This window comes from Micromonospora sp. WMMA1998, from assembly GCF_027497375.1.
Taxonomy (GTDB): domain Bacteria; phylum Actinomycetota; class Actinomycetes; order Mycobacteriales; family Micromonosporaceae; genus Micromonospora; species Micromonospora sediminicola.
The window spans coordinates 2,039,697-2,065,105 of sequence record NZ_CP114911.1 but is presented as its reverse complement, the minus strand read 5'-3'; the positions used below and the strand labels follow the sequence as shown (position 1 = coordinate 2,065,105).

Annotated in this window: 19 protein-coding genes; 12 read left to right on the top strand and 7 right to left on the bottom strand. The window is 72.6% G+C overall.

Going from position 1 to position 25,409, the window contains the following annotated elements:
- Window positions 1–192 precede the first annotated feature (192 nt).
- From uvrA to O7600_RS08900, 4 genes are all read left to right on the top strand, one after another.
- Window positions 193–3,135, top strand: a complete 2,943-nt coding sequence (gene uvrA / locus O7600_RS08915; RefSeq protein ID WP_281593180.1) for an excinuclease ABC subunit UvrA — start codon at window positions 193–195, stop codon at window positions 3,133–3,135.
- 163 nt (window positions 3,136–3,298) lie between these two features.
- The gene (locus O7600_RS08910; RefSeq protein WP_281593179.1) at window positions 3,299–3,784 is read left to right on the top strand and encodes a Rieske (2Fe-2S) protein; all 486 of its coding nucleotides are present in this window, start codon (window positions 3,299–3,301) and stop codon (window positions 3,782–3,784) included.
- An 85-nt stretch (window positions 3,785–3,869) separates the two neighbouring features.
- The gene (gene uvrC / locus O7600_RS08905; protein ID WP_281593178.1) at window positions 3,870–5,810 is read left to right on the top strand and encodes an excinuclease ABC subunit UvrC; all 1,941 of its coding nucleotides are present in this window, start codon (window positions 3,870–3,872) and stop codon (window positions 5,808–5,810) included.
- 988 nt (window positions 5,811–6,798) lie between these two features.
- The gene (locus tag O7600_RS08900; RefSeq protein ID WP_281593177.1) at window positions 6,799–7,452 is read left to right on the top strand and encodes a C39 family peptidase; all 654 of its coding nucleotides are present in this window, start codon (window positions 6,799–6,801) and stop codon (window positions 7,450–7,452) included.
- A gap of 52 nt (window positions 7,453–7,504) precedes the next feature.
- Here O7600_RS08900 and recQ read toward each other — a convergent pair whose 3' ends face one another.
- Window positions 7,505–9,346 carry a DNA helicase RecQ gene (gene recQ / locus O7600_RS08895; RefSeq protein WP_281593176.1) on the bottom strand — a complete coding sequence of 614 codons (1,842 nt, stop codon included), beginning with the start codon at window positions 9,344–9,346 and terminating at the stop codon, window positions 7,505–7,507.
- Between the two features lie 225 nt (window positions 9,347–9,571).
- Between recQ and rapZ the strand changes: the two genes are divergently transcribed.
- The 8 genes from rapZ (at window position 9,572) to O7600_RS08855 (ending at window position 16,589) form a co-directional block, all read left to right on the top strand.
- The gene (rapZ, locus tag O7600_RS08890; RefSeq protein WP_281594104.1) at window positions 9,572–10,465 is read left to right on the top strand and encodes an RNase adapter RapZ; all 894 of its coding nucleotides are present in this window, start codon (window positions 9,572–9,574) and stop codon (window positions 10,463–10,465) included.
- Window positions 10,462–11,463, top strand: a complete 1,002-nt coding sequence (gene yvcK / locus O7600_RS08885) for a uridine diphosphate-N-acetylglucosamine-binding protein YvcK (RefSeq protein WP_281593175.1) — start codon at window positions 10,462–10,464, stop codon at window positions 11,461–11,463. The genes rapZ and yvcK overlap by 4 nt, the downstream gene beginning before the upstream one ends.
- Before the next feature lie 54 nt (window positions 11,464–11,517).
- Window positions 11,518–12,498, top strand: a complete 981-nt coding sequence (gene whiA, locus O7600_RS08880) for a DNA-binding protein WhiA (protein WP_018788213.1) — start codon at window positions 11,518–11,520, stop codon at window positions 12,496–12,498.
- A 264-nt stretch (window positions 12,499–12,762) separates the two neighbouring features.
- Entirely contained in the window at window positions 12,763–13,767 is a 1,005-nt protein-coding gene (gap, locus tag O7600_RS08875; protein ID WP_281593174.1) for a type I glyceraldehyde-3-phosphate dehydrogenase, read from the top strand.
- Window positions 13,768–13,772: 5 nt separating this feature from the next.
- Window positions 13,773–14,966 carry a phosphoglycerate kinase gene (locus tag O7600_RS08870; RefSeq protein WP_281594103.1) on the top strand — a complete coding sequence of 398 codons (1,194 nt, stop codon included), beginning with the start codon at window positions 13,773–13,775 and terminating at the stop codon, window positions 14,964–14,966.
- Complete coding sequence (tpiA, locus tag O7600_RS08865) at window positions 14,967–15,758, top strand: triose-phosphate isomerase (RefSeq protein ID WP_281593173.1); 792 nt, start codon at window positions 14,967–14,969, stop codon at window positions 15,756–15,758. It begins immediately after the preceding gene.
- A 95-nt stretch (window positions 15,759–15,853) separates the two neighbouring features.
- Window positions 15,854–16,114 (top strand): preprotein translocase subunit SecG, encoded by a 261-nt coding sequence (secG, locus tag O7600_RS08860; protein ID WP_091573401.1) that lies wholly within the window; start codon window positions 15,854–15,856, stop codon window positions 16,112–16,114.
- Window positions 16,115–16,244: 130 nt separating this feature from the next.
- Window positions 16,245–16,589: an RNA polymerase-binding protein RbpA gene (locus O7600_RS08855; RefSeq protein WP_091573402.1), complete on the top strand. Its 345-nt coding sequence runs from the start codon at window positions 16,245–16,247 to the stop codon at window positions 16,587–16,589.
- A gap of 65 nt (window positions 16,590–16,654) precedes the next feature.
- On the opposite strand, the gene pgl is transcribed toward O7600_RS08855, so the two are convergent.
- From pgl to tkt, 6 genes are all read right to left on the bottom strand, one after another.
- On the bottom strand, window positions 16,655–17,425 hold the full coding sequence (gene pgl / locus O7600_RS08850; protein ID WP_281593172.1) for a 6-phosphogluconolactonase: 771 nt from the start codon (window positions 17,423–17,425) through the stop codon (window positions 16,655–16,657).
- 67 nt (window positions 17,426–17,492) lie between these two features.
- Entirely contained in the window at window positions 17,493–18,509 is a 1,017-nt protein-coding gene (locus O7600_RS08845; protein ID WP_281593171.1) for a glucose-6-phosphate dehydrogenase assembly protein OpcA, read from the bottom strand.
- The gene (zwf, locus tag O7600_RS08840; RefSeq protein WP_281594102.1) at window positions 18,506–20,068 is read right to left on the bottom strand and encodes a glucose-6-phosphate dehydrogenase; all 1,563 of its coding nucleotides are present in this window, start codon (window positions 20,066–20,068) and stop codon (window positions 18,506–18,508) included. The genes O7600_RS08845 and zwf overlap by 4 nt, the downstream gene beginning before the upstream one ends.
- 2 nt (window positions 20,069–20,070) lie before the next feature.
- Window positions 20,071–21,645, bottom strand: a complete 1,575-nt coding sequence (locus O7600_RS08835) for a glucose-6-phosphate isomerase (RefSeq protein ID WP_281593170.1) — start codon at window positions 21,643–21,645, stop codon at window positions 20,071–20,073.
- Between the two features lie 195 nt (window positions 21,646–21,840).
- Window positions 21,841–23,019 (bottom strand): transaldolase, encoded by a 1,179-nt coding sequence (tal, locus tag O7600_RS08830; protein WP_281593169.1) that lies wholly within the window; start codon window positions 23,017–23,019, stop codon window positions 21,841–21,843.
- Between the two features lie 16 nt (window positions 23,020–23,035).
- On the bottom strand, window positions 23,036–25,174 hold the full coding sequence (tkt, locus tag O7600_RS08825; protein WP_281593168.1) for a transketolase: 2,139 nt from the start codon (window positions 25,172–25,174) through the stop codon (window positions 23,036–23,038).
- Window positions 25,175–25,409: the final 235 nt, after the last annotated feature.

The following is a 25,409-nucleotide window of genomic DNA, read 5'->3' as shown; positions in this document are numbered from 1 at the left end:
GGGCGGGGTTGGCCGCATCCCGCCCGACCGGTCTGAGCTGGGGGAATGTGCGCCCGACGGAAGTTGTCACACCTCGGGGCTAGAGTTGCCGGGGCGTCTTCCCTGCGCCTCGACAACCTGTGAGAACCGCCCAGACCTGACGTCTGGCGGACAGATCCCGCCGCACATTCTTCTTCCGGGAGCACACGCACCGTGGCCGACCGTCTGATCATCCGTGGCGCGCGCGAGCACAACCTGCGTGACGTCAGTCTCGACCTGCCCCGGGACGCCCTGATCGTCTTCACCGGGCTGTCCGGTTCGGGCAAGTCGAGCCTGGCGTTCGACACCATCTTCGCCGAGGGGCAGCGCCGCTACGTCGAGTCGCTGTCGTCCTACGCCCGGCAGTTCCTCGGTCAGATGGACAAGCCCGACGTCGACTTCATCGAGGGCCTCAGCCCCGCCGTCTCCATCGACCAGAAGTCGACCTCGCGCAACCCGCGTTCCACCGTCGGCACCATCACCGAGGTCTACGACTACCTCCGCCTGCTCTTCGCCCGTATCGGCGAGCCGCACTGCCCGATCTGCGGTGAGCGGATCTCCAAGCAGAGCCCGCAGCAGATCGTCGACCGGGTGCTCGCCATGGCCGAGGGCACCCGGTTCATGGTGCTCGCGCCGGTGGTGCGCGGCCGCAAGGGCGAATACGTCGACCTCTTCGCCGAGCTGCAGGCCAAGGGCTACGCCCGGGCCCGGGTCGACGGCGTGGTGCACCCGCTGACCGAGCCGCCGAAGCTCAAGAAGCAGGAGAAGCACACGATCGAGGTGGTCATCGACCGGCTCAGCGTCAAGCCGAGCGCCAAGCAGCGGCTGACCGACTCGGTCGAGGCCGCGCTCGGCCTCTCCGGCGGCCTGGTGCTGCTCGACTTCGTCGACCTGCCGGAGGACGACCCGGCCCGCGAGCGCCGCTACTCCGAGCACCTGGCCTGCCCGAACGACCACCCGCTGGCGATCGAGGACCTGGAGCCCCGGGTCTTCTCCTTCAACGCGCCCTACGGCGCGTGCCCGGAGTGCACCGGCCTGGGCACCAAGAAGGAGGTCGACCCCGAGTTGGTCATCCCGGACCCGGAGCGCACGCTGCGCGAGGGCGCGATCCAGCCCTGGGCCACCGGGCACAACCTGGAATACTTCCTGCGGCTGCTGGAGGCGCTCGGCGAGGCCGAGCACTTCGACATCGACACGCCGTGGCGGGCGCTGCCGTCGCGGGCGCAGAAGACGATCCTGCACGGCTCCGACGACCAGGTGCACGTCCGCTACCGCAACAAGTACGGCCGCGAGCGCTCCTACTACACCGGCTTCGAGGGCGTGGTGCAGTGGATCGAGCGTCGGCACACCGACACCGAGTCGGAGTGGTCCCGCGACAAGTACGAGGGCTACATGCGGGACGTGCCCTGCGCGGCCTGCGGCGGCGCCCGGCTCAAGCCGGAGGTGCTCGCGGTCACCCTGGCCGGCAAGAGCATCGCCGAGGTCTGCAACCTCTCCGTGGGCGAGGCGGCCGACCTGCTGGCCGGCATCGAGCTGACCGACCGGCAGAAGATGATCGCCGAGCGGGTCCTCAAGGAGATCAACGCCCGGCTGAAGTTCCTGCTCGACGTCGGCCTCGACTACCTCTCCCTGGACCGCCCCGCGGGCACGCTCTCCGGCGGCGAGGCGCAGCGCATCCGGCTCGCCACCCAGATCGGCTCCGGCCTGGTCGGCGTGCTCTACGTGCTCGACGAGCCGTCCATCGGCCTGCACCAGCGGGACAACCACCGGCTCATCGAGACGCTGCTGCGGCTGCGCGGGCTGGGTAACACGCTGATCGTGGTCGAGCACGACGAGGACACCATCCGGGTCGCCGACTGGATCGTCGACATCGGTCCGGGCGCGGGCGAGCACGGCGGCAAGATCGTGCACAGCGGCTCGGTGCCGGCGCTGCTCGACAACGCCGAGTCGGTCACCGGGGCGTACCTGTCCGGGCGCAAGTCCATCCCGACGCCGGCCACCCGCCGGCCGCAGACGCCCGGCCGGGAGCTGGTGGTGCACGGCGCGCGCGAGCACAACCTGCGCAACCTCACCGTGAGCTTCCCGCTCGGCCAGCTCATCGCGGTCACCGGGGTCAGCGGCTCGGGCAAGTCGACGCTGGTCAACGACATCCTCTACACGGTGCTGGCCAACCAGATCAACGGCGCCCGGCTGGTGCCCGGCCGGCACACCCGGATCACCGGCCTGGAGCACGTGGACAAGGTCGTCGGCGTCGACCAGTCGCCGATCGGGCGCACCCCGCGCTCCAACCCGGCCACCTACACCGGGGTCTGGGACCACGTCCGCAAGCTCTTCGCCGAGACCACCGAGGCCAAGGTCCGGGGATACGGCCCGGGCCGGTTCTCGTTCAACGTCAAGGGCGGGCGCTGCGAGGCGTGCTCCGGCGACGGCACGATCAAGATCGAGATGAACTTCCTGCCCGACGTCTACGTCCCCTGCGAGGTGTGCAAGGGCGCGCGCTACAACCGCGAGACGCTCGAGGTGCACTACAAGGGCCGGACGGTCGCCGAGGTCCTGGACATGCCGATCGAGGAGGCGGCCGAGTTCTTCTCCGCCATCCCGGCCATCCACCGGCACCTCAAGACCCTGGTCGACGTCGGTCTCGGCTACGTCCGCCTCGGCCAGCCCGCACCGACGCTGTCCGGCGGCGAGGCGCAGCGCGTCAAGCTCGCCTCCGAGCTGCAGAAGCGCTCCACCGGCCGCACCGTCTACGTGCTCGACGAGCCCACCACCGGCCTGCACTTCGAGGACATCCGCAAGCTGCTGATGGTGTTGGAGGGCCTGGTCGACAAGGGCAACACGGTCATCACCATCGAGCACAACCTCGACGTGATCAAGACGGCCGACTGGCTCATCGACATGGGTCCCGAGGGCGGTCACCGGGGCGGCACGGTGCTCGCCACCGGCACCCCGGAGGAGGTCGCCGAGGTTCCGGAGAGCCACACCGGCGAGTTCCTGCGGCCGATCCTCAAGCTCGACGGCGCGGCCAAGGGCGCCAAGGCCGCCACCACCCGGGCGGCCAAGGCCAACGGCGGGGCCAAGACCCGCGCCCGCAAGGTGCCGGCCGGGGCGCGCTGACCCACGGGTACGACGGACGGGGCCGGCGGTCCGGCCCCGTCCGTCATCCGCACAGACGCCCGTTTCGTGACGCGACAGTATGAACCGTGCCGGATCCTGGTGCGTGTTGCACACTGTGGCCCCGGATCATGACCGGTGGCGACAGCCGAGAGAAAGGCCGGAGATGAGTGACGACCAGGTGCGGACCGGACCGGTCACCCAGACCCGTCGGACCCTGCTCGCCGGTGCCGGAGCCGTCGGCGCGGCCGTGGTGCTCGCGGGATGCGGCGACGACGACGCGACCCCGGGGCTGGCCCCGACCAGCGGAGGCCCACCCGGCGCCACCGCGACCGGCGACGCGGGCGGCGGCGACCGGGACAGCAGCGCGCCGTTGGCCCGCACCACCGACATCCCGGTGGGCGGCGGCGCGATCTACGCCAGCAAGGGCGTGGTGATCACCCAGCCCGAGGCCGGCCAGTTCAAGGCGTTCGACCCGATCTGCACGCACCAGGGCTGCCCGGTGTCGAACGTCGACGGTGGCACCATCAACTGCACCTGCCACAACAGCCGGTTCTCGATCAGCGACGGCTCGGTCAAGCAGGGCCCCGCCACCAAGCCCCTGGCCGCGAAGGAGATCAAGGTCACCGGCGACCAGATCACGCTGGCCTGACCGGCATCCCGCCCTCCCCGCCCGCCGCTCGCGGGCGGGGGCGCGGCGGCGGCCGGGTGTCGGGGGTGCGGACTAGGCTTGGATCGTGGCTGACCCCTCGACCTACCGTCCCGCGACCGGCACCATCCCGGAGTTGCCAGGGGTCTACCGCTTCCGGGACGGCACCGGCCGGGTGATCTACGTCGGCAAGGCGCGCAACCTGCGCAGCCGGCTCAACTCCTACTTCGCCGACCCGGTCAACCTGCACCAGCGCACCCGGCAGATGGTCTTCACCGCCGAGTCGGTGGACTGGATCACCGTGGCCACCGAGGTGGAGGCGCTCCAGCAGGAATACACCTGGATCAAGCAGTACGACCCCCGGTTCAACGTCCGCTACCGCGACGACAAGTCCTACCCCTACCTGGCGGTCACCCTCGATGAGGAATATCCGCGCCTGCAGGTGATGCGTGGCGCCAAGCGCAAGGGCGTGCGCTACTTCGGGCCCTACTCGCACGCCTGGGCCATCCGCGAGACGCTCGACCTGCTGCTGCGCGTCTTCCCGGCGCGGACCTGTTCCTCGGGCGTCTTCAAGCGGGCCGGCCAGGTCGGTCGGCCGTGCCTGCTGGGCTACATCGGCAAGTGCTCGGCACCCTGCGTCGGCAGCGTCAGCGCCGAGCGGCACCGCGAGATCGTCGACGGCTTCTGCGACTTCATGGCCGGCCGCACCGACACCATGGTCCGCCGGCTGGAGCGCGACATGCTCGACGCCAGCGAGCAGCTGGAGTTCGAGCGGGCGGCCCGGTTGCGTGACGACGTCGCCGCGTTGCGCCGGGCCATGGAGAAGCAGACCGTGGTGCTCGGTGACGGCACCGACGCCGACGTGGTCGCCTTCGCCGACGATCCGCTGGAGGCGGCGGTGCAGGTGTTCCACGTCCGCGGCGGTCGGGTGCGGGGCCAGCGCGGCTGGGTGGTGGAGAAGACCGAGGAGCTGACCACCGGCGACCTCGTGCACCACTTCTGCACCCAGGTCTACGGCGGTGAGCAGGGCGAGGCCGAGGTCCCGCGCGAGCTGCTCGTCCCCGAGCTGCCGGGGGACGCCGAGGCGCTGGCCGACTGGCTCTCCGCCCGGCGGGGCAGCCGGGTGTCACTGCGGGTGCCGCAGCGGGGCGACAAGCGGTCGCTGCTGGAGACGGTGGAGCGCAACGCCAAGGACGCGCTCGCCCGGCACAAGCTCAAGCGGGCCGGCGACCTGACCACCCGCAGCCAGGCCCTCGACGAGATCGCCGACGCGCTCGCCATGCGCACCTCGCCGCTGCGGATCGAGTGCTTCGACGTGTCCCAGATCCAGGGCACCGACGTGGTCGCCAGCATGGTCGTGTTCGAGGACGGGCTGCCCCGCAAGGGCGAATACCGCCGGTTCATCGTGCGCGGCGCCACCGACGACCTCTCCGCCATGTCCGAGGTGCTGCGCCGCCGGTTCGCCCGCTACCTGGACGCCCGGGCCGAGACCGGGGAGCTGGGCGAGGAGACCGCCGCCGACCCCGACCGGCCCGGCATCGACCCGACCACCGGGCGGCCGCGCAGGTTCGCGTACCCGCCGCAGCTCGTGGTGGTCGACGGCGGCCCGCCCCAGGTGGCCGCCGCCGCGCAGGCGCTCGCGGAGCTGGGCATCGACGACGTGGCACTGTGCGGGCTGGCCAAGCGGCTGGAGGAGGTCTGGCTCCCCGACGACGAGTTCCCGGTCATCCTGCCGCGGACCTCGGAGGCGCTCTACCTGCTGCAACGGGTACGCGACGAGGCGCACCGCTTCGCCATCACGTTCCACCGCCAGCGCCGCTCCAAGCGGATGACCGAGTCGGCGCTGGACAACGTCCCCGGCCTCGGCGAGGTCCGGCGCAAGGCGCTCCTGCGGCACTTCGGCTCGTTGAAGCGCCTGTCCGCCGCCACGGTCGAGGAGATCACCGAGGTGCCGGGGGTCGGCCGGCGGACGGCCGAGGCGATCCTGGCCGCGCTCGACGGCTCCGACGCCGCCACCCCGGCCGGGTGACGTAGACGGGAGCACCACCGGCCGCACGAGGACAACGGCGCGGCGCGTTACGCGCTGCCCCGCCAGGCACGGCGGATGGCGTGCGGGCGGGCGCCGGTGGCGGCGTTGGTGGTGAGCTCTCCCTTGGCTGCCGGATGTGTCGGCCCCTGGGTGGGACACGCGGTGTGAGGTGGCCTGCTGCCGGTGGCGTCGCGCCGTGCGATCCGCTTCTCCGCCAGCCGGCCGCCGAATGGCTGCGACCGGGGTGTGATCAAGCCGGCCGCCTGTTCGCCGCCCGCGCGCCCAGGACGGATCGGGTACAGCCCGCGCCCGCTGCACTCGCCTCCGCGGCGCCTTTCGAGCTGATATCAGAAACGACTCGGGACGCCGGCACCCGCCCGCGACGGCAGCGTGAGTCGCTTCGGGGCGCTGGTGCCCGCCCGCGACGTGAGTGTGAGTCGTTGACGGCATCAGCTCGAAAGGCACCGCGACAGGGCACCGTCCGGCCCGTGCCGGGTCACTAGACGCCCCCGTCGGGGGGTGCCCGCCGGCCTGTGTGTCAACTGCGCTGGGGTGAGCTGCTCGCCTCAGGGTCACCGCCGGGACCGTCGAGCAGAAGCCGGCGTCGGCGCGGACAGCGTCGACGCCGATTTCACCCGTGATGTCCGGTTTCGGTGGATCGTCACGCGGGTGACTGCGCGCCATGAGTCGTTCGTCCGGTTCGGCGGTGGTCGGCGCCACGGTCAGCGTGGAATCGGTGCCGGGGGTCAGGCGTTGTACCGGGTAGACCGCGCGCCGCCCCGACCATCGCGTCGGCAGGCCAGGCCCGGTCGGAATGACCGGCCCCCGCCGGTGGTTACACCCCCTTGAGCCGCCGTGCAGGTCACCCCCGGCCGCCGTGCAGGCCCCTTCCGTGCAGACCCTCCGGGCCGCCGGACTTTCAGACTTTCCCCCTCTTCACGGCGCCCCCGTGCCGTGTCCCCCCAACCCCCCTTCGGGAGGCACCATCATGGCTACCACTCTGCTGCGCACCACCGTGCTGACCGCTGCCGGTATCGCCGCGACCGCCGGTGGCATCGCCGGCCCCGCCATCGCCGCCCACGCCGCCCCCACCGGCAACACCACCACCGTGGTCGCCGACCGCAACAGCGGTCACGGCGAGCGGGAACTCGACGTGCGCTACGAAGCCCAGCCCAACTTCTACTACTGCGGCCCCGCCGCCGCCCGCAACGCCATCAGCGTCCTGGGCAAGAACATCGACGTCCACGCCATGGCCAAGGAGATGGGCACCACCGAGGCAGGCACCAACAGCATCAACGACATCACCCCGGTCCTGAGTAAGGAGACCGGCAAGCCCTACCACTCGGTGGAGATCAGCGACCGCAAGGCCGACGACAAGCAGACCGACAAGCTGCGCGCCGACATCGTGCGCACCGTCGACGACGGCCGCGCCGTCGTGGCCAACATCGCCGGCACCGCCACCGACACCGACGGCACCACCCACTCCTTCGAAGGCGGCCACTACATCAGCGTCATCGGCTACCGCGACAACGGCACCACCGTCACCATCGCCGACAGCGCCAACCCGAACACCGCCTCCTACCGGATGAGCGTCGACAACCTCGCCGACTGGATCGCCACCCGCGGCTACTCGACCTCCTGACCCACCACGGCAAGGGCCCGACCCCACCACGGGGTCGGGCCCTCGTCGCCTGTCAGGACTCGGCGAGTACGGCCAGGATCCCCTCGCCGTACTTGGCGAGTTTGTTCTCGCCGACCCCGTTGACGCGGGACAGCTCGACCAGCGAGGCCGGCGGCTCGGCGGCGATCTGGCGCAGGGTGGCGTCGTGGAAGATCACGTATGCCGGGACGCCCTGCTCCTTGGCGGTGGCCGCGCGCCAGGCGCGGAGCCGTTCGAAGACCGGCGCGGCGGCGGGGGAGAGGTCGGCGACGACGGTGGCCGCGCCCCGGGGCTTCGCGACCCGGCCGGAGAGCGGACGCTCCGGCTCCTTGCGCAGGGTGACGGTGCGCCGCCGCCCGAGCACGTCGGCGCTGGCCTCGGTCAGGGCCAGCGTGCCGTAGTCGCCCTCGACCGCGAGCAGACCCTCCGCCAGCAGTTGCCGCACCACGCCGCGCCACTCGGCGTCGCGCAGCTCGGTGCCGATGCCGAAAGTGCTCAGCGTGTCGTGGCCGTGCTGGTCGATCTTGTCGGTGTGCTTGCCGAGCAGGATGTCGATGCTGTGCCCGGCGCCGAAGCGCTGGTTGCGTTCCCGGTCGAGCCGGTAGACGGTGGAGAGCAGCTTCTGCGCGGCGACCGTGCCGTCCCAGGACTCCGGCGGGTCGAGGCAGGTGTCGCAGTTGCCGCAGGCGGCCGCGCCGGGCTCGCCGAAGTATTCGAGCAGCTGCGCGCGGCGGCACCGCACCGTCTCGCAGAGCGCCAGCATCGCGTCGAGGTGCGCGGCGAGGTTGCGCCGGTGCGCCAGGTCGCCCTCCGACGTCTCGATCATCTTGCGCTGCTGCACCACGTCCTGGAGCCCGTACGCCAGCCACGCCGTCGAGGGCAGCCCGTCGCGGCCGGCGCGTCCGGTCTCCTGGTAGTAGCCCTCCACCGACTTGGGCAGGTCGAGGTGGGCGACGAAGCGGACGTCGGGCTTGTCGATGCCCATGCCGAACGCGATCGTGGCCACCATGACCAGCCCGTCCTCGCGCAGGAAGCGCTGCTGGTTGGTGGCGCGGGTGCCCGCGTCCAGCCCGGCGTGGTAGGGCAGCGCCGGGATGCCGTTGGCGACCAGGAACTCGGCGGTCTTCTCCACCGAGGCCCGGGACAGGCAGTAGACGATGCCGGCGTCGCCCGGGTGCTCGTCGCGCAGCAGGCTCAGCAACTGCTTGCGCGGCTCCCGCTTGGGCACGATCCGATATTGGATGTTGGGCCGGTCGAAGCTGGCCACGAAGTGCCGGGCCTCGGTGAGCCGGAGCCGGGTGGCGATCTCGGTGCGGGTGGCCCGGGTCGCGGTGGCGGTGAGCGCGATGCGCGGCACGTCCGGCCACCGCTCGTGCAGCATCGACAGGTTGAGGTAGTCGGGACGGAAGTCGTGCCCCCACTGTGAGACGCAGTGCGCCTCGTCGATCGCGAACAGGGCGATCCGGCCGCGTTCCAGCAGGCCGAGGGTGGACCGCACCGCGAGCCCCTCCGGCGCGAGGTAGAGCAGGTCCAGCTCGCCGGCGACGTAGGCCGCCTCGACCCGGCGTCGCTCGGCGGGCTCCTGGGTCGAGTTGAGGAAGCCGGCCCGGACGCCGACCGCGGTGAGCGCGTCGACCTGGTCCTGCATGAGCGCGATCAGCGGGGAGACGACCACCGCCACGCCGTCGCGGACCAGCGCCGGGATCTGGTAGCAGAGCGACTTGCCGCCACCGGTGGGCATGAGCACCAGCGCGTCGCCGCCGGCCACCACGTGCTCGACGACCTCCTGCTGGAAGCCGCGGAAGGCGTCGTAGCCGAAGACCCGGCGCAACACCCGCAGCGCGTCCTCGGTCCGCTCGTCGGTGGGGGAGACCATCCGCGCAGTCTACGAGCGTCCGCCGACAACGTCCCGCCCCGCGCGGGCGTGTGGTGGGCACGGGTACCCCGACAAATCGGGCAACCGCCTGTTCCGGTGGTCACCCCGTGGAATCCCGGGCGGGGTCGCAGCCGTTAGAGTCGGCGACTGACCATGCGCGGCCGCTCGGCCGCGGCGCCACGGCTTGGGGGTACGCGGGTGAGCGAGGCGCGGACGGCGGAGGACCTGGGGCGGGCCGCCGAGACACCGCCGACCGAGGCGGACACCTCCCTGGTGGTGGTGACCGGCCTGTCCGGCGGCGGGCGCAGCACGGTGGCGCGGGCGCTGGAGAACGTCGGCTACTACGTGGTCGACAACCTGCCCCAGGCGCTCCTGCTCGACATGGCCGAGCTGGCGTTCAAGGCCGGTGGCGCGGCCCGGCGTACGGCGATGGTGCTGGACGTGCGCTCGCGCGCCTTCTCCACCGACCTGGCCGGGGCGATCCGGGAGCTGCGCGAGCGCGGCTTCTCCCCCCGGGTGGTCTTCGTGGACGCCGACGACGAGGTGCTGATCCGGCGGTTCGAGAGCGTGCGCCGCTCGCACCCGTTGCAGGGCGACGGGCGGCTGGCCGACGGCATCGCGGTGGAGCGGGCGCTGCTGGAGGAGGCCCGCGACCAGGCCGACGTGATCATCGACACCAGCCACCTGAACGTCAACCAGCTGCGCCGCCGGGTGGAGGAGCTGTTCGGCGGGGAGGACGCCCGCCGGCTGCGGATCACCGTGCTGTCGTTCGGCTTCAAGTACGGCCTCCCGCCCGACGCCGACTTCGTGATGGACGCGCGCTTCCTGCCGAACCCGTACTGGGTGCCGGAGCTGCGCGAGCACACCGGCCGGGAGGAGGCGGTCAGCGCGTACGTGCTGGGCCAGGAGGGCGCGGACGCGTTCGTCGCCGGCTACGCCGACCTGGTCAACGCCACCACGGCCGGGTTCGAGCGGGAGGGCAAGCGCTACCTGACCGTGGCCGTCGGTTGCACCGGCGGCAAGCACCGCAGCGTGGCGATCGCCGAGGAGCTGGCCGTTCGGCTGCGGGCCTCCGGCATCGCCGCCAACCCGCAGCACCGGGACCTGGGGCGGGAATGACCCCGACCAGGGTGGTCGCGTTCGGCGGCGGGCACGGTCTCTCGGCGTCGTTGCGGGCGCTGCGGCACTGCGTACCCGGACTGGACCTGGACATCACGGCGGTGGTCACGGTCGGTGACGACGGCGGCTCCAGCGGCCGGCTGCGCGCCGAGCGCGGCGGCCTGCCCCCGGGCGACCTGCGCCAGGCGCTGGTCGCCCTGGCCGGGGACCACCCGGCCACCCGGCGCAGCGCGGCGCTCTTCCAACACCGCTTCGCCGCCAGCGCGCCGGCGCCGACGCCCGCCGCGCCGGTCGCGTCGGGCGCGGGCGACCCGCTGGTCGGCCACGCGGTCGGCAACCTGCTGCTGCACGGGCTGACCGAGCTGCTCGGCGACCCGGTGGCCGCGCTCGACCACGCCGGCGCCATGCTCGGCGCGGTCGGCCGGGTGCTGCCGATGTCCCGCCAGCCGGTCGGCATCGAGGCCCGGGTACGCGGCGTCGACCCGGCCCACCCGGACGAGGTGCGCACGGTGCGCGGCCAGCACCAGGTGGCGGTCACCTCGGGCACCGTGGAGTCGCTGCGACTGACCCCGGCCGCGCCGGCCGCGTGCGCCGAGGCGGTGACCGCGGTACGCGCCGCGGACTGGTTGATCTTCGGGCCGGGCAGCTGGTACACCAGCGTGCTGCCGCACCTGCTGGTGCCGGGCCTGGCCGACGCGATCGTGTCCAGCCCGGCCCGCCGGCTGGTGACGCTGAACCTGGTGGCCGAGAAGGAGACGTCCGGGCTCTCCCTGCCCGACCATCTGGACACCCTGCGGCGCTATCTGCCCGAGTTGAAGGTGGACATGGTGCTGGCCGACTCCACGGCGGTGGGTGACCCCGCGGCGGTCGAACGTGCGGCAGAATCGCTGGGTGCCCGGCTGGTCCTCGCCCCCGTCGCCGTCACCGACGGCACGCCCCGTCATGATCCGGCCGCACTGGGCGCCGCACTGGTGCCTGTCCTGGGTGCCGATCGTTAGACACGTACGTAATCACCGGCGACACGCCGGAACCGGTCCTGAGGGGGCGCTGGAATGGCGATGACGGCTGCGGTCAAGGACGAGCTGAGTCGGGTCGACGTGCCCAAGCCCTGCTGCCGGCGGGCGGAGATGGCCGCCCTGCTGCGCTTCGCCGGCGGCCTGCACATCGTGTCGGGTCGCGTCGTGGTCGAGGCGGAGTTGGACACCGGCGCGGTGGCCCGCCGGCTGCGGCGGGAGATCGCCGAGGTCTACGGCTATCCGAGCGAGATCCACGTGCTCGCCTCCGGCGGCCTGCGCAAGGGCAGCCACTTCATCGTGCGGGTGGTCAAGGACGGCGAGGCGCTCGCCCGGCAGACCGGCCTGCTGGACGTGCGCGGCCGCCCGGTGCGGGGCCTGCCGCCGCACGTGGTGGCGGCCAACGTCTGCTGCGCGGTGTCGGCCTGGCGGGGCGCGTTCATGGCGCACGGCTCGCTGACCGAGCCGGGCCGCTCCAGCGCGCTGGAGATCACCTGCCCGGGGCCGGAGTCGGCGCTGGCGCTGGTCGGCGCCGCCCGCCGGATCGGCATCACCGCCAAGAACCGCGAGGTGCGCGGCGTGGACCGGGTGGTGGTAAAGGACGGCGACGCGATCGCCGCGCTGCTCACCCGCATCGGCGCGCACTCCAGCGTGCTGGCCTGGGAGGAGCGTCGGGTACGCCGGGAGGTGCGGGCCACCGCCAACCGGCTGGCCAACTTCGACGACGCGAACCTGCGCCGCTCGGCCCGTGCCGCGGTGGCCGCCGCCGCCCGGGTCACCCGGGCGCTGGAGATCCTGGCCGACGACGCCCCCAACCACCTGACCTCGGCCGGGCGGCTGCGGCTGGAGCACCGTCAGGCGTCCCTGGAGGAGCTGGGCGCGCTCGCCGAGCCGCCGCTGACCAAGGACGCCATCGCCGGCCGGATCCGCCGGCTGCTCGCGCTGGCCGACAAGCGGGCCCGCGACCTGGGCATCCCGGATACGGAAGCGGCCGTCACGCCCGACATGCTCGTGGTCTGATAGGACCGGTGAGGCGTCGCGCTGCGCGGGGGATCACCACCCGGCGCAGCACGGCGGCGCGCGCTCGGATAAGGTCGCTGCGTACGGCAAGGGGGCCGGCAAAGGCATCCCTCGCCGTGCTCACCGCCTCGGGCGGTCTGGTCTCCTGGGACCGCGGCGGGGTGGCCGAGATGAACCGTCAACGGCCGGCTCCACCGGTCGGCGAACAATCTCCGCCGGCCGGGCTCCGACGCCGGCGGACCAGAACGCGAGGAGATGGGACCTGTGACCATCCGGGTTGGCATCAACGGCTTCGGCCGGATCGGCCGTAACTTCTTCCGGGCAGTGCTGGCGTCCGGCGCTGACATCGAGATCGTGGCGGTCAACGACCTGACCGACAACGCGACGCTCGCCCACCTCGTCAAGTACGACAGCATCCTGGGCCGTCTCCCGCACGAGGTGAAGGCCAGCGCCGACGAGATCACCGTGGGTGGCAAGGCCATCAAGGTGTTCGAGGAGAAGGACCCCGGCAAGCTGCCGTGGAGCGAGGTCGGCGTCGACGTCGTCATCGAGTCCACCGGGTTCTTCACCGACGCCACCAAGGCGAAGGCCCACATCGACGGCGGGGCCAAGAAGGTCATCATCTCCGCGCCGGCGAAGAACGAGGACGTCACCGTGGTCATGGGCGTCAACCAGGACCAGTACGACCCGGCCAAGCACAACATCATCTCGAACGCGTCCTGCACCACGAACTGCCTGGCCCCGATGGCCAAGGTCCTGCAGGACACGTTCGGCATCACCAAGGGTCTGATGACCACCATCCACGCGTACACGCAGGACCAGAACCTGCAGGACGCGCCGCACAAGGACCTGCGTCGGGCCCGGGCCGCGGCGCTCAACATCGTGCCGACCTCGACCGGCGCCGCGAAGGCGATCGGCCTGGTGCTGCCGGAGCTGAAGGGCAAGCTGGACGGTTACGCGCTGCGGGTGCCGATCCCGACCGGCTCTGCCACCGACCTGACCGTCGAGGTCGGCCGGGAGACCACCGTGGACGAGGTCAACGCCGCGCTGAAGGCCGCCGCGGAGGGCCCGCTCAAGGGCGTCCTGGTCTACAACGAGGACCCGATCGTGTCCGCCGACATCGTCACCGACCCGGCGTCGTGCATCTTCGACGCGCCGCTGACCAAGGTGATCGGCAACCAGGTCAAGGTCGTCGGCTGGTACGACAACGAGTGGGGCTACTCCAACCGCCTCGTCGACCTGGTCAAGCTGGTCGGTTCCTCGCTGTGACAGGGATCCGCAACCTCGACGACCTGCTCGCCGAGGGGGTGTCGGGTCGGCGCGTGCTGGTGCGCGCCGACCTGAACGTCCCGCTCGACAAGCAGACCGGTGAGATCACCGACGACGGCCGGATCCGGGCCGTCCTGCCGACGCTGAGCGCGCTGGTGCAGGCCGGCGCGAAGGTGGTCGTCTGCTCGCACCTGGGCCGCCCGAAGGGCGCGCCGGACCCGCAGTTCAGCCTCCGTCCGGTCGCCGGCCGGCTCGGTGAGCTGCTCGGCGCCCCGGTGCACTTCGCCGAGGACACCGTCGGCGACTCGGCCCGCTCGACCGTGGCGGAGCTGGCCGACGGCCAGGTCGCCCTGCTGGAGAACCTGCGTTTCAACAAGGGCGAGACCAGCAAGGACGACACCGAGCGGGGCGCCTTCGCCGACCAGCTCGCCGCGCTCGGCGACGTGTACGTGGACGACGCGTTCGGCGCCGTGCACCGCAAGCACGCCAGTGTGCACGACGTGCCGGCGCGGCTGCCGCACGTCGCCGGCCGCCTGGTGCTGCGTGAGGTGGAGGTGCTCAGCCGGCTCACCGGCGACCCGGAGCGGCCCTACGTGGTGGTCCTGGGTGGCTCGAAGGTCTCCGACAAGCTGGCCGTGATCGAGGCGCTGCTGCCCACTGTCGACCGGCTGCTCATCGGTGGCGGGATGTGCTTCACCTTCCTCAAGGCCCAGGGCCACGAGGTGGGCACCTCGCTGCTGGAGGCCGAGATGGTCGACACCTGCCGCAACCTGATGGAACGCGCCCCGGGCAAGATCATGCTCCCGGTCGACGTGGTGGCCGCGGACGCCTTCGCCCCGGACGCCGCGCACGACACCGTGCCGGCCGACGGCATCCCCAGTCACCGGCTGGGCCTCGACATCGGCCCGGAGACCGTGGCCGGTTTCGCCGCCGCGCTGTCGCAGGCGAAGACCATCTTCTGGAACGGCCCGATGGGCGTGTTCGAGATAGCGGCGTTCGCGAACGGCACCCGCGGGGTGGCCGAGGCGATCACCAAGGCCGACGCGTTCAGCGTGGTCGGCGGCGGTGACTCGGCGGCGGCGGTGCGGGCGCTGGGCCTGGACGAGTCCTCGTTCGGGCACATCTCCACCGGCGGTGGCGCCTCCCTGGAATACCTGGAGGGCAAGACCCTCCCCGGCATCGCGGCCCTGGAGAACTGAATGGCGAGCACCACCCGCCGGCCGCTGATGGCCGGCAACTGGAAGATGAACCTGAACCACCTCGAGGCCAACCTGCTGGTGCAGAAGCTGGCCGCGAGCCTCAACGAGAAGCAGCTCACCGACGTCGAGTGCGTGGTGCTGCCGCCCTTCACCGACCTGCGTACCGTGCAGACCGCGGTGGACGGCGACAAGCTGCTGATCGGCTACGGCGCACAGGACCTGTCGCCGTTCTCCTCGGGGGCCTACACCGGTGACATCGCCGGGCCGATGCTGGCCAAGCTGGGCTGCGGCTACGTGGTGGTCGGCCACTCCGAGCGGCGGCAGTACCACTACGAGGACGACGCGCTGGTCAACGCGAAGGTGGCGGCGGCGCTGGCGAACGGGCTCACCCCGATCCTGTGCATCGGCGAGGGCCTGGAGATCCGCGAGCAGCTCAAGCAGGTTCCGCACTGCTGCGACCAGCTCGACGGCGCCCTGAAGGGGCTCACCGCCGAGCAGGTCACCAAGGTCGTCGTGGCGTACGAGCCGGTCTGGGCGATCGGCACCGGCAAGACGGCGACGCCGGAGGACGCCCAGGAGGTGTGCGGCGAGGTGCGCAAGCGGCTCGTCGAGACCTACGACGAGGCCACCGCGCAGCAGGTCCGGATCCTCTACGGCGGCTCGGTCAAGTCCTCGAACGTCGCCGCGATCATGGCGCAGCCGGACGTGGACGGGGCCCTGGTCGGGGGCGCCAGCCTGGACGCCGAGGAGTTCGCGAAGATCTGCCGGTTCCCGGAGCACACCGCCCGCTGATCGCTCGCTATCCTTGACGCTGCCCGTCCAGTGGTCGGTGCCGCTGCGCCCGACAGGTCCGGGCAGTGATCGTAACGAGAGGACTGACCCCCGCCATGCCGATCTGGTTCGCCTACACGATGATCACGTTGCTGGTCATCACCAGCGTGCTGCTCGTCCTGCTGATCCTCCTGCACCGCGGTAAGGGCGGCGGGTTGTCGAGCATGTTCGGCGGCGGCGTCAGCTCCAGCCTGGCCGGTTCGTCCGTGGCCGAGAAGAACCTCGACCGCTACACCGTCCTGGTGGGGATCGTCTGGTTCGCGTGCATCGTCGGGATCGGGCTCTGGCTCCGGCTCCAGATGAGCAGCGGCACCTGAGCGAGCGCCGAGAAGCGTACAATCTGCGCGCGGTCCGTCACGGACCGCGCGCAGTTTTGTTTCTCCGCCCGTCGCCCGGCGCCGACCCCCTCCGGCGCCGGTCCCCTCCGACGACAGGGAGCGAGCAACCGTGCCCAGCAACAACGTCATCCGCGGCACCCGGATCGGGTCCGCCCCCGAGCGTTTCGACCAGCGCACCGAACCGGCGCCGCGCCGGCCGGTCGTCTACTGGTGCCGCCACGGGCACCGGGTCGAGTTCCTGATTGCCGCCGAGGCGGAGACGCCCGCCTCGTGGGACTGCCCCCGCTGCGGCGAGCCGGCCGGCCCCGACCCGGGCAACCCGCCGGGCCGCACCCGCGCCGAGCCCTACAAGACCCACCTGGCGTACGTGCAGGAGCGGCGCACGCCGGAGGAGGGGGAGGCGCTGCTCGCCGAGGCCCTCGCCGCGCTGCGCCGCCGTCGCGGCCGCGCCTGAGCCCAGGTGTTAAGAAGGGGCCCCTTCTCTACCGGAGGCGTTAAGAAGGGGCCCTTCCTTACCGCTCAGCGGAGGCTGCGCGCGCGGGGCGGCACGTCGGCCGCCGCGGCCCGGTCCAGCAGCCAGAGGGTACGGGAGACACCCCGCACCCCCGCCGCCGGCAGTTGCCGGGGTCCGGCCCCGGCCAGCGCCATGCCCACCGCCCGCGCCTTGTCCGCCCCGGCGGCGACCAGCCACACCTCCTCGGCCGTGTTGATCGCCGGCAGCGTCAGCGTGGTCCGCACCGGCGGCGGCTTCGGGCTGCCCCGCACCGCGCTGACCGGGCGGTTGTCGTGGTGCACCGGGTGCTCCGGAAACACCGACGCCACGTGCCCGTCCTCGCCCACGCCGAGCATCAGCACGTCGAAGTGGGGCAGGGTGGCGTGCCCCGGCCGGGCGGCGGCGGCCAACTCCCGCGCGTACCCGGCGGCGGCCGCCTCCGGGTCGTCGCCGGCCGGACCGTCCGACGCCGGCATCGGGTGCACCCGGGCCGGGTCCAGCGGCACCGCGTCCAGCAGCGCCGCCCGGGCCTGGGTCTCGTTGCGCTCCGGGTCACCGGCCGGCAGGAACCGCTCGTCGCCCCACCACACGTCGACCCGGGACCAGTCCACGGCGTCGCGGGCGGGCAGCTGCCCGACCGCCCGGTAGACCGCCGCGGCGATCCGCCCGCCGGTCAGCACCACCGACGCCTGGCCCCGCTCGGCCTGCGCGTCGAGCAGCTTCACCACCAACCGGGCCGCCACCGCCTGCGCCAGCAGGTCGGGGTCGGCGTGTACGGCGACACTCGCCTCAGTCATCCGTGTGCTCTCTGTCCGACCGCCCCGCGGCGGTCACCTGTGCTGTCCGACCGCCCGGTCCGGGCGGTCACTCGTTCGCGGTCGCGCCCGCGTGCGCGGTCACGCCGGCCTCGGCCCGTCGGGCGGTCGCCGGGTCCTTCCACACGTGCACCCGCTGCGCCGGGCGCTGGTCCAGCCCGGTCAACCCGGCCGCCGCGCCGAGCGCCTCGGCGTACACCTGGTCGGCGTCGAGCCGGCGCAGCTCCTCGGCCAGCTCGTCGCCGAGCGGCCGACGGACCAGCGGCAGCGTCCGGTCCTCCTGCCCGGTGCGGCGGAACACGGCGATGCTGTCGTCCCGGGTCAGCGTCAGCTCGTCGCCGTTGGCGCAGCGCAGCTGCACCTCCCGCATCCGCGGGAACTCGTCGGTGTGCTCCCAGGCCGGGTCGATGCCGAGGCGGGCGTTGAGCCAGCCGCGCATCAGCGCCGCCGTGGGGTCGGTGCGCGGCGCCACCACCGTCGCCTCGGTGACCCGCGCCTGGGTGGTGTCGAACGCGCCCGCCACGAGCGTGCGCCACGGGGTGATCCGGGTCCAGGCCAGGTCGGTGTCGCCCGGTGCGTAGTCGTGGGCCCGCTGCTTGAGCGCGGCGATCGGGTCGGCGGCCTGCGCCGAGTCGGTGATCCGCCGGTCGGCCACCACGCCGAGGAAGTCGGTGGCGATCTCCTCCGGCGGCTCGCCGTGCCACCAGGTCACCACCGGCACGTCCGGCACCAGCAGAGGCATCACCACCGACTCGGCGTGCAGCGCGAGTCGGCCGTACATCCGGGTCACCACCGCCTCGCACGGCCCGAGCCGGCCGCCGACGACGATCTCCGCGTCCAGCCGGTTGCGGTCCCGCTCGACGTCGGAGCGGACCACCACGAGCAGCCGGCAGGGGTGCGCGGCGGCGGCGATGGTGGCGGCCGCCTCGGCCTCCCGGACCCGCTTCTCGTCCACGACGACGATCAGCGTGAGCGCCATGCCGCTGGCCACCCCGCCTGCGCTGCGTCGCTCCGCGGCCAGCGCCTTGACCACCTCGTTGCCGGTGGTGTCCCACAACCCGATCATGCTCTTCTCCAAGCCCGGCCCTCGGCGGCCAGCATCTCGTCGGCGGCCCGCGGGCCCCACTCACCGGCCCGGTACGGCTCCGGCGTCGTGCCCTCCCAGGCGTGCTCCAGCGGGTCGACCACCTGCCAGCTCTGCTCGACCTCGGCGGCGTCGGGGAACAGCGTCCGGTCGCCGATGAGCACGTCCAGCACCAGCCGCTCGTACGCCTCCGGGCTGGACTCGGTGAACGCCTCGCCGTACTGGAAGTCCATCGCGATGTCGCGGACCTCCATCGTGGTGCCCGGCACCTTGGAGCCGAACTTCAGCACCACGCCCTCGTCCGGCTGCACCCGGATGACGAGCTGGTTGGGGCCGAGGGACTCCATGTCGGCGGCGTTGAACGGCAGGTGCGGCGCCTTCTTGAACATGATGGCCACCTCGGTGACCCGCCGAGGGAGCCGCTTGCCGGCCCGGATGTAGAACGGCACCCCGGCCCAGCGCCGGTTCTGGATGCCCAGCCTCACCGCCACGTACGTCTCGGTGGTGGAACCCTCCGGGACGTCCTCCTCCTCCAGGTAGCCCTTGGCCCGCTCGCCACCCACCCAGCCGGGCAGGTACTGGCCGCGCACGGTGTCCCGGGAGACGTCCCGGGGGACCGTGATGGCCTTGAGCACCTTGAGCTTCTCGGTCCGGATCTCGTCGGCGTCGAAGCTGGTCGGCTCCTCCATCGCGACCAGCGCGAGCAGCTGGAGCAGGTGGTTCTGGAGCACGTCGCGGGCGGTGCCGACGGAGTCGTAGAACGCGGCCCGGGTACCGATGCCGACGTCCTCGGCCATGGTGATCTGCACCGAGTCGACGTACTTGGAGTTCCACAACGGCTCGAACAGGTTGTTGGCGAACCGCAGGGCCAGGATGTTCTGGACCGTCTCCTTGCCCAGGTAGTGGTCGATCCGGAACACGTCCTGGCTGGTGAAGACGTCGTCGACCAGGTCGTTGAGCGCCTTGGCGGAGGGCAGGTCGTTGCCGAACGGCTTCTCCACCACCACCCGACGCCAGCCGCCGGACTTCGCGTTGTCCGCCATGCCGGTGCGGGCGAGCTGCTTGAGCACCACCGGGAAGGCCGCCGGGGGGATGGAGAAGTAGAAGGCGGCGTTGCCCGCGATGCCGTGCGAGTCGCGCAGCTCGTCCAGCGTGGCGGCGAGTTGGTCGAACGCGGCGTCGTCGTCGAACGACCCGCCGACGAACTTGATGTTGCCGGCCAGCCGGGCCCACACCTCCTCCCGCCACGGGGTGCGGGCGTGCTTCTTGGCCGCGTCGTGGGCGACCGACTCGAAGTCCCCGTCGCCCCAGTCCCGGCGGGCGAAGCCCAGGACCACGAATCCGGGCGGCAGCAGCCCTCGGTTGGCCAGGTCGTAGACCGCCGGCAGCAGCTTCTTCCGGGCCAGGTCCCCGGTGACCCCGAAGATCACCAGGGCGCACGGCTCGGGGATCCGCGGCAGCCGCCGGTCCTGGGGGTCGCGCAGTGGGTTCACCGGGCCACCTCCTCCTGCATCTCGGTCGGTCGATTCCAGGTCATTCATCGTCACGTGCGTGTCCGTCCGGCCGTATCCAGCAGTTGGGCGACGCCCGCCGCCCGCTCGGTCAGGTGCAGTCGCAGCACCGCTCGCTCCCGGCCGGCCAGGGCCCGCCGGTCGCCGGCGGCCCGGGCCGCCTGAAGTTCCGCGAAGGTGTACGGGCGACCGGGCACCGGCAGATCATCGGTGACCGCACCGGTGATCAGCAGGTGCCGGCCGCGCGCGTCGGTGGCGCCCGGGCGAAGGGAACCCCACCCGAGGGTGACCGGTCGACCGGTGGTGCGGGCCAGCAGCGGGCGCAGCCCGGCCACCGCCGCGTCGGCCCGCCGGTCGAGGTACGCGGTCACGGTGAGGTGCTCGTCCTCGCCCAGCCCGGCGCAGAGCCAGCGGAGCGCGCCGGCCAGGTCGGCGGGCGCGCCGGTCGGGGCGTACACCTCGATCGCGCCCTCGACGGACGACGGCGGCCCGGCGTCCGGCGCCGGTTCGTCGTCGCCGGCCGGGTCCGCCGGCTCGGCGAACGGGTCGACCCGCAGCGCCACGGCGGCGATTGCCGCGGCGTACTCCCAGGTGAGGAAGTGGGCGCCGAGCGGACCGTTGACCGCGACGTCGGCGGCGACGCCGGGCCCGACGCCCGCGCCGAGGGCCCCGCCGAGGCCGACCGTCAGCACGCCCGCCCCGGTGGCGCCGGGAGCGTCGGGGGACTCCGCCGCCACCGTCAGCACGCGCCCACCGGTGGCCGCGGCGAGCAACGCGGCGGCCCAGTGGCGCAGCCCGTCCAGGCCGGTGCCGTCGGGCACCAGCGCGACCGTGCCCCGACCGTGCTCCGCCGCCCCGGCCAGGGCCGCGCCCAGCGCCAGGCCGGGATTGTCCCGGTCCCGGTCGAGCGCGCCGGCCAGCGCCGCCGCCTCGTCCAGCAGTTCGATCACCGGCGCGCCGGCGAGCGCCGCCGGAACCAGGCCGAACGCGGTGAGCGCGGTCCAGTGCCCGGCCACCTCCGGGTCGGCCGGAATCACCACCGCGCCCAGCTCGTCGGCGAGCGTCTCCAGCGGGGAGCCGGGCGTGGTGACCACCACGACGTGCCGGGCGGCCTCCGGGCCGGAGTCGTCCCAGGCCGCCCGCCAGACCCGCAGGTGCGCGTCGGCGGTCCGGTCCAGGCCGTGCCGTCCGGCGAGCACCAGCACGGTACGCGCCGGCCGGTCGGCCACGGCCGCGCGGACCGGGCCCGGATCGGCGGTGTCGAGGACGGTCAGCGGCCGGCCCAGGCAGCCGGCGATCACCTCGGCGGCGAGCGTCAAATCGGCGTCGCCGGCGAGCACCACGTGGTCCAGGTCGCCCAGCTCGGCGGTCAACTCGGCGAGTTGGGGGAGCAGGTCGCGGCTGCGGCAGTGGGTGTCCAGCCAGCCGAGCCGCACGCGCGCCGCCGCCTCGGCCCCGGGGCCCCAGAGGGCCGGGTCCTTGGCGGCGAGCCGCGCGGGGACGTCGTGGGCGACCAGCGCGGCGCGCGCGGACCGGTCGACCGCGTCCGCGCCGTGCACGGCCAGGCCGGCGGCGATGTCCGCCGGCCCGGCCAACAGGTCGCTCACGGCGCCACCTTCGTTCGCGACTGCGGGGCTCGCAAACGCGGCTCGCTCCTCGCGCTCACGGTGCCACCTTCGTTCGCGACTGCGGGGCTCGCAAACGCGGCTCGCTCCTCGCGCTCACGTCCTCACCTCATCGATTCCACGGTACGGCGGGACGCGCCCCGGGGCGGTGCCCCGGGACGCGTCGGACGCCGTCGGTCACGCGTTCCCGCCGGCCTGCTGGGCGGCCTGCGCGTTGCCCCCGGCGGCCTGGTGCGGGCTGTCCGCGCCCTTGGCCGCCTCGGCGAGGGACTTCTTGACCCCTTCGAGCAGCTCCAGCCAGCTGGCCTCGAACTTCTCCACGCCCTCCTTCTCCAGGGTGGCGATCACGTCGGCCAGGTCCACGCCGACGGACTCCAGGTCGGCGAAGACCTGCCGCGCGTCGCCGTACGCGCCGGTGATCGTGTCCGCCTGCGTCTCGCCGTGGTCGGCGTAGGCGTGGATGACCGGCTCCGGCATGGTGTTGACCGTGCCCGGCGCGATCAGCTCCTCGACGTAGATGACGTCCCGGTAGTCCGGGTTCTTCGTCGAGGTGGAGGCCCACAGCGGGCGCTGCGGGTGGGCGCCGGCGTCGGCCAGCTTCTGCCAGCGCGCGGAGGAGAACACCTCGCCGTAGCGCTCGTAGGCCAGCCGGGCGTTGGCCACCGCGGCCTTGCCGCGCAGCGCCTTGGCCTGGTCGGAGCCGATCTTCTCCAGTCGCTTGTCCACCTCGCTGTCGACCCGGGAGACGAAGAACGAGGCGACCGAGCCGATCTTCGACAGGTCGTGCCCGTTGGCCTGCGCCTGCTCCAGGCCGGCCAGGAACGCCTCCATCACCTGCGAGTAGCGGTCCAGGCCGAAGATCAGCGTGACGTTCACGCTGATCCCCTCGGCCAGCGTCTTCGTGATCGCCGGCAGGCCCTCCTCGGTCGCCGGGATCTTGATGAAGAGGTTCGGCCGGTCGACCAGCCACCACAGCGCCTTGGCCTCGGCGACGGTCTTGTCCGCGTCGTGCGCCGAGCGCGGGTCCACCTCGATCGACACCCGGCCGTCCACGCCGGCGCTGGCGTCGTACGAGGGGCGCATCACGTCGCAGGCCCACCGCACGTCGTACGTGGTGAGCATGCGGACCGCCTCCTCGACGTCCACGTCGCGGGTGGCCAGGTCACGAAGCTGCCAGTCGTACTCGTCGGCGTCGCTCAGCGCCTTGGCGAAGATCGTCGGGTTGGTGGTCACGCCGGCCACGTGGCTCTCCCGGCGCAGCTTGTCCAGCCCGCCGGAGCTCAGTCGTACCCGGGAAAGATCGTCGAGCCAGATCGCCACCCCGGCGTTCTGGAGCTCGCTCAGCCTGTCCGTCATGCCGTCCACGCTCCCCTCAGTTGCCGGTCGTGAAACCGGTGATGTCGCCCACCCGGGTGAGCGCCGCGTGCGCGGCGGCCACGATCCGGTCGGGGGTGAACCCGAACTGCTCGAAGAGCACGGTGTAGGGCGCGCTGGCGCCGTAGTGCTCGATGCTCACGCACTCGCCGCTGTCGCCGACGATCGCCCGCCACGACATCGCGATGCCCGCCTCCACGCTCACCCGTGCCTTTACCCCGCGCGGCAGCACCGACTCCCGGTACGCCTCGTCCTGCTCGTAGAACCACTCCTGGCAGGGCATGGACACCACCCGGGTGGGGGTGCCGTCGGCCTCCAGCCGCTCCCGGGCGGTGAGGCAGAGCTGCACCTCGGAGCCGGTGCCGACGAGGATCACCTGGGGCTTGCCGTTGGACGCCTCGGCCAGCACGTAGCCGCCCTTGGCGGTGCCCTCGGCGGAGCCGAACTCGCTGCGGTCGATGGTCGGCAGCGCCTGCCGGCTGAGCGCCAGCGCGGTCGGCCGGTCGGTGTGCTCCAGCGCCTGCCGCCACGCCCAGGCGGTCTCGTTGGCGTCGGCCGGGCGGACCACGTCCAGGCCGGGGATGGCCCGCAGCGCGGTCAGGTGCTCGATCGGCTGGTGCGTCGGGCCGTCCTCGCCGAGACCGATCGAGTCGTGCGTCCAGACGTAGGTCACCGGCAGCTTCATCAGCGCGGCCAGCCGCACCGCCGGGCGCATGTAGTCGCTGAACACCAGGAAGGTGCCGCCGTACGGGCGGGTGCCGCCGTGCAGCGCGATGCCGTTGAGGATCGAGCCCATCGCGTGCTCGCGGATGCCGAAGTGCAGCGTGCGGCCGTACTCGTCGCCCGGGAAGTCCTTGGTGGCGTGCGCCGCCGGGACGAAGGACGGCTCGCCCTTCATGGTGGTGTTGTTGCTCTCGGCCAGGTCGGCCGAGCCGCCCCACAGCTCGGGCAGCACCGGGGCGAGCGCCTCCAGGACCTTGCCGGAGGCGGCCCGGGTGGCGACGCCCTTGGCGTCGGCGGGGAAGGTGGGCAGCGCGTCGGTCCAGCCGGTCGGCAGCGTACGGGTGGCCATCCGGTCCCACAGCGCCTTGCGCTCCGGGTTGGCCTGCGCCCAGGCGTCGAACCCGGTGGTCCACTGCGCCTGCGCCTGCGCGCCGCGCTCCAGCACCTGGCGGGCGTGCTTGAGCACCTCCTCGTCGACCTCGAAGGTGCGCTGCGGGTCGAAGCCGAGGATCTCCTTGGTGGCCTTGACCTCGTCCGCGCCGAGCGCCGAGCCGTGGATCTTGCCGGTGTTCTGCTTGTTCGGCGCGGGCCAGCCGATGATCGTGCGCAGCGCGATGAACGACGGCCGGCCGGTCTCCGCCTTGGCGGCCAGCAGCGCCTGGTAGAGCGCCTCCACGTCCTCGTGGTAGTCGCCCTGGTCGGCGTCGCCGCTGCGCCAGTCGACGGTCTGCACGTGCCAGCCGTACGCCTCGTAGCGGGCCGCCACGTCCTCGCTCTTGGCGATCCGGGTGTCGTCCTCGATCGAGATCTCGTTGTCGTCGTAGATCACGCAGAGGTTGCCGAGCTGCTGGTGGCCGGCGAGCGCGCTGGCCTCGTGGGTGATGCCCTCCTCGATGTCCCCGTCCGAGGCGATGCACCAGACGTCGTGGCGGAACGGCGAGTCGGCGCGGTCCGGCTCGGGGTCGAACAGGCCACGCTCGCGGCGCGCCGCCATGGCCATGCCGACCGCGTTGCCGAGGCCCTGGCCGAGCGGGCCGGTGGTGGTCTCCACGCCGGGGGTGTGGCCGTGCTCGGGGTGGCCCGGGGTGAGCGAGCCCCACTGGCGCAGCGCCTTGAGGTCGTCCAGCGCCAGCGGGTAGCCGGAGAGGAAGAGCTGGATGTAGAGAGTCAGGCTGGAGTGCCCGGCGGAGAGCACGAACCGGTCCCGGCCGGGCCAGTTCGGGTCGGCCGGGTTGTGCCGCATGACCCGGTTGAAGAGCAGGTACGCCGCCGGGGCGAGGCTCATCGCCGTGCCCGGGTGGCCGTTGCCGGATTTCTCCACGGCGTCCATGGCCAGCACGCGGACCGTGTCGACGGCCCTGCGGTCGAGGTCGGACCAGTGGAGAGCGGGAAGCTCGGGTCGGTTGGCAGCCACGTTGATGTGCTCCTCGGCAGATGGGCGGAACCCTCACTGATGACCCTATCGAGCGTCGCTAAACGTCCGCCCGGGGATCTCGGCATGCTGTTCTCTACGGATCCGGCCCGATCGGGCGTTCAACCCCGGGTGTGACGGCCCGCACCGTTGCCGGGTCTGCGGGGCAGCCAAAACGACGACGCGTAGTGTGTGGGTCGGTGTGTGGGCCCGGACGGGTCCGGGCCGTCCGACCTCC